The organism is Izhakiella australiensis, assembly GCF_002006995.1.
Taxonomy (GTDB): Bacteria; Pseudomonadota; Gammaproteobacteria; order Enterobacterales; family Enterobacteriaceae; genus Izhakiella; species Izhakiella australiensis.
The window spans coordinates 1-3,732 of record NZ_MRUL01000046.1; the positions used below are offsets into that span (position 1 = coordinate 1).

At 49.7% G+C, this 3,732-nt stretch carries 8 protein-coding genes and 1 pseudogene; all 9 read right to left on the reverse strand.

Annotated features, from left to right (window positions below; all coding sequences use genetic code 11):
- The coding region (locus BTJ39_RS23960; RefSeq protein ID WP_139356416.1) for a hypothetical protein at positions 1–352 on the reverse strand (352 nt) is incomplete at its 3' end.
- A 193-nt stretch (positions 353–545) separates the two neighbouring features.
- Positions 546–791: a hypothetical protein gene (locus BTJ39_RS23970; RefSeq protein WP_078005169.1), complete on the reverse strand. Its 246-nt coding sequence runs from the start codon at positions 789–791 to the stop codon at positions 546–548.
- Positions 788–1,246: a class I SAM-dependent methyltransferase gene (locus BTJ39_RS23975; RefSeq protein WP_078005170.1), complete on the reverse strand. Its 459-nt coding sequence runs from the start codon at positions 1,244–1,246 to the stop codon at positions 788–790. Before BTJ39_RS23975 ends, BTJ39_RS23970 begins: the two co-directional genes overlap by 4 nt.
- A gap of 17 nt (positions 1,247–1,263) precedes the next feature.
- A complete protein-coding gene (locus tag BTJ39_RS25515; protein WP_422386065.1) occupies positions 1,264–1,524 on the reverse strand; it encodes a Lar family restriction alleviation protein in 261 nt (86 codons plus the stop codon).
- Positions 1,481–2,116, reverse strand: a complete 636-nt coding sequence (locus tag BTJ39_RS25050; RefSeq protein ID WP_078005171.1) for a hypothetical protein — start codon at positions 2,114–2,116, stop codon at positions 1,481–1,483. Before BTJ39_RS25050 ends, BTJ39_RS25515 begins: the two co-directional genes overlap by 44 nt.
- Entirely contained in the window at positions 2,117–2,515 is a 399-nt protein-coding gene (locus BTJ39_RS23985) for a hypothetical protein (protein ID WP_078005172.1), read from the reverse strand. It abuts the gene before it with no gap.
- A 2-nt stretch (positions 2,516–2,517) separates the two neighbouring features.
- Entirely contained in the window at positions 2,518–2,895 is a 378-nt protein-coding gene (locus tag BTJ39_RS23990; protein ID WP_078005173.1) for a hypothetical protein, read from the reverse strand.
- 6 nt (positions 2,896–2,901) lie between these two features.
- Positions 2,902–3,384 (reverse strand): siphovirus Gp157 family protein, encoded by a 483-nt coding sequence (locus BTJ39_RS23995; RefSeq protein ID WP_078005174.1) that lies wholly within the window; start codon positions 3,382–3,384, stop codon positions 2,902–2,904.
- Positions 3,381–3,732, reverse strand: a pseudogene (locus BTJ39_RS24000) (DNA recombinase); the annotation flags it as partial. The pseudogene BTJ39_RS24000 and the gene BTJ39_RS23995, both read right to left, overlap by 4 nt.

Consider the following 3,732-nt stretch of genomic DNA (forward strand, 5'->3'; position numbering starts at 1 on the left):
GCAGCGCCGCCAGCTCTTTCTCTGCTGTTTCGGCTCGTTGTTCAAGCTCCCTTATCGTCTCCCCCATATGCATATTCGATTTGATATGATTGGATTTTAGGGTGGATACCTCTTCCATTAATTCGAGTTTTGACCAAGATTTAGCCTCAACAAGTTGCTTGCTGTCCCAAAGTTCCCTTTTAAGACCCTCAACCTTTTCAGTCATCAACTGTTTTACTTCTATGATTTCAGCAATCCGCGCCGCCTGGGCGTCGATGTGCTCAATTAATTTTCTAACCGTGGAGCAGTGAAAAACACTCGACGCGTTGTCGCAAATTCTACGGCATCGCTCAATTTCTGATTTAATTTTCATGCTAGCTCCTTCAATTTGCTGCGTGCCTGCCATCCTTTCCAGACAGCCTGCATATAGGAAGACGCGTAACCCATTTCTTTGTGGTATGGAATTCGTAGGATATCGTTACGACTCCAGTCTGGCCGGTACGACACAAACCAGGCTTCGAATTTATCCATTTCCGCGTCGCTGCTTTTTTTGTCGTATGGGCGGGTCATGAGGCGGACTCCCGTTTCAATGCATCGGTCAGAAAATCAACGCCCTTTTGGTATATGGCGATAAGTTCCAGATCGTCTTCATTTTTTTCTTTCCAGGAGTTCATTGTTAAAAGCCCCTCTTTCAATCGTGGCAACAGACCATTTTCCAGATATGATCTGCGGCCCTCGATACATTCCGCCGAAGCCTCATTTACGTAAAAAATAATTTGTTTTGCTGCCCCGCATTTTGCTGCGCTAATCATTGCTCGGCTCCTTTCAAAAACAGTATCCAGTGGGTTTTGTCGCTTTTACCAGTGCGCTGCCATACAGAAGGTTGCTGGTCAGTAAGAGCAATAATTTTGCTTGCCGGTATTTGTGTTTCATTCCACTTGAATATGAGAGTGCCCTGCGTCCGCAATAGTCTGAACGCCTCAGTGAATCCCTGCCTGATATCGTCCTGCCACGTTTCGCGATTCAGCGCGCCATATTTTTTGCGCATCCAGCCATTCTCACCGGCGCGTTCCAGATGCGGCGGGTCAAACACCACCTGAGCAAACGAGTTATCGGCGAACGGCAGGGCGCGAAAATCGGCTATTACATCTGGCGCAATATGCAGCGATCGGCCGTCACATAGCGTGTGAGATTCGCGTCTAATATCAGTGAACACGGCGCGCGGATCAGACTTGTTTAGCCAGAACATCCGACTTCCGCAGCACATATCAAGAATCGGTTTGCTCACACGTCACCCCCGATGCGCTTATTCCACACAGCAATACAGTCATCATCGTTTGAGCGCGTGATAGTAATTAGCGGGTGTCGAGTATCTTCGCTTTCGCACCAGTGCCGTAATGTTGAATTCACGATTACTGAACGCTGGCCCGTCCAATGTGTCATGTGATCAAAACTTGCCTCACCTGCACCACAGAACGGGCACGGCTTGAGAATAGGGCGCTCACGCATGGTCGCCTCCCTGCTTAGCCTCAGCCACAAAATCATCAAACGGCACGACCCCAACCCATTCACCAGCGGTGAGGATTTCTACCAGTTTTTTCTGCTGAGCAGCCCTCGCAGCATCCCACGCAGCATCCCTCGCAGCATCCCACGCAGCATCCCACGCAGCATCCCTCGCAGCATCCCTCGCAGCATCCCTCGCAGCATCCCACGCAGCATCCCACGCAGCATCCCTCGCAGCATCCCTCGCAGCATCCCACGCAGCATCCCTCGCAGCATCCCTCGCAGCATCCCTCGCAGCATCCCACGCAGCATCCCACGCAGCAGCCAGTTCTTCATCAGTTGCCTGGCCATCGCTGTGACGCCACGAAACGCGCAGTGCGTATTTACTACGCTCATCTGTCATCAGATGCTCAACCTGAGCGGCACACCATGTGGCATATTTACGCCACAGCCAGTTGTATTCTGGCAGGCATTCAAAACACCAAATCGTGTCTGCAAGGTCATTGCTATCTAGTACCGATGCCAGCGGAAATTCGGTATCCATACCGAGATGTTCGTGTGCGCGCAGGACATTTGCCCAGCCAGATTTGCATGGTGATTTAGCGCGGATTTTATTCAGAGTAATGGTAATCATCTATTCAGCCTCCCCGTTGCGTAGGCGGGCGGCGAACTTCAATGCGGCCTCGGTAGTGCCATTCCATGCTGGCCGCCTGCTATCGACAAACTTCTCCACTCCCCGCGCTTCAATCGTGCGAATAGCGCCACTAACATCGGTTTTCTGAATATCCCACCAAGTTTCACATGCACTCAGCAATTCAGCAGCGTCTTCCTCAATGGGGTCTGTCACGGCATGCAGTTCTTGTGCGAGCAAATTACCGGCAGGCTGTAACTCTGAAATCTTCAACGCCACCGCATCCCGCTGATGCACCAACTCTTTAATTCCCTGCTCGATAGTCCCTTCGCTAATGCCCGCCGCTTTCAAAGCAGCAAACGCTGCATCTACTGATGATATTGATGATGTGTGTTCTGTCATGATTAGTCTCCCGCAGGCAGATAGAGACCAGCCGCAATTAGACGGCGTCTCCGGGCTGCTGCTTCGATGTGTTTTTGTTTGATGTCGTCGCCGGTTGGCGAGCGCTGGCTGACGTGTAGAGAAGGACTGGTTTTGCTGACTGTGCGCCTGGCTGTTGCTGTGAGCGTGAAAATAGTTTCGCTGTTTACTTGGTCTTCCCTGACCGTTGCCGTTCCAATGCGGAACAAATCCCTGATTTTCTTTTTCACCTCGTCCGGCGTCATGCCAAACTTTTCAGCTAATTCCGTTGCTGTCGCTGGTCCCTTTGACAGATGCCAGTGCAGTAATTCTTTTAAACCCGTCCTGGCCCCTCCACGTCGGTAGAAGGGTATTTTCTTCATAGGTCATCACTTTATTAACAGCGTCGGTTTTCCAAGCTTTATCTGTGCCCCAGGGATAGTAATTCCTGCTTCAAGTTGTTTTTTGATGGCTAATTTATCGGGTTTTATTGTTGTTTCGTACTCGACAAATTCAGACGGAATAGAGCCAGCATCTGTAATTTCCACTGATTTTGATGGTGCTCTCACGGTCACCTGCTGCAAACCAGCTTTCATAGATTTCATACCGGCAGTTTCAAGAGAGCGAGCTATGTACTCTTTAATGCTGGCGACGCGGTTTTCTTCTGTTTTAGCCCGTTCAGTAAATCGCCGGCCTTCTTCTTTTAGAGCCTCAGAATAAGCCGACTGGTTTTTGCATATAGCCAGCAATTGCTCTACTTTGTCGCTAAGCTCTCCTGACATGCCATCAAGTGTGTCAGCAATAAACTCAGGGTCGAAATCTTCATCAATTAGTTTCGCGTAATCGTTAGCTATCTGATAGAGAGCTGTCATTGTGTAATCTCCAGTTTATTTTTGGCGTCGGCGTAAATTGACTGAACATTTTTCTGGTGAGGCATGCCGGAAGTCATTTTGTAGGCCGCCTGAAAAAGCTTTTTGAGTTCGTTCATGCTTTCTGCCAGCGGCATCTTGTCGCAAAGTTCGGCCAGTTCTTTTTCAAACCGCTGCTGACGTTGTGATTCGTCTTCGACTATTTTTTCTTCGGTTGTGTAAGCCATCACTGGCTCTGTGTGAATTCCTTCATCTTCGTTAATTACGTGAATAGCGCTATCAAGACGCTCTGCACGCGGCCAGTATTTGCTTGCCCGCTTGACGATGGTTTTCCTTGCCATCTCTTCCCAG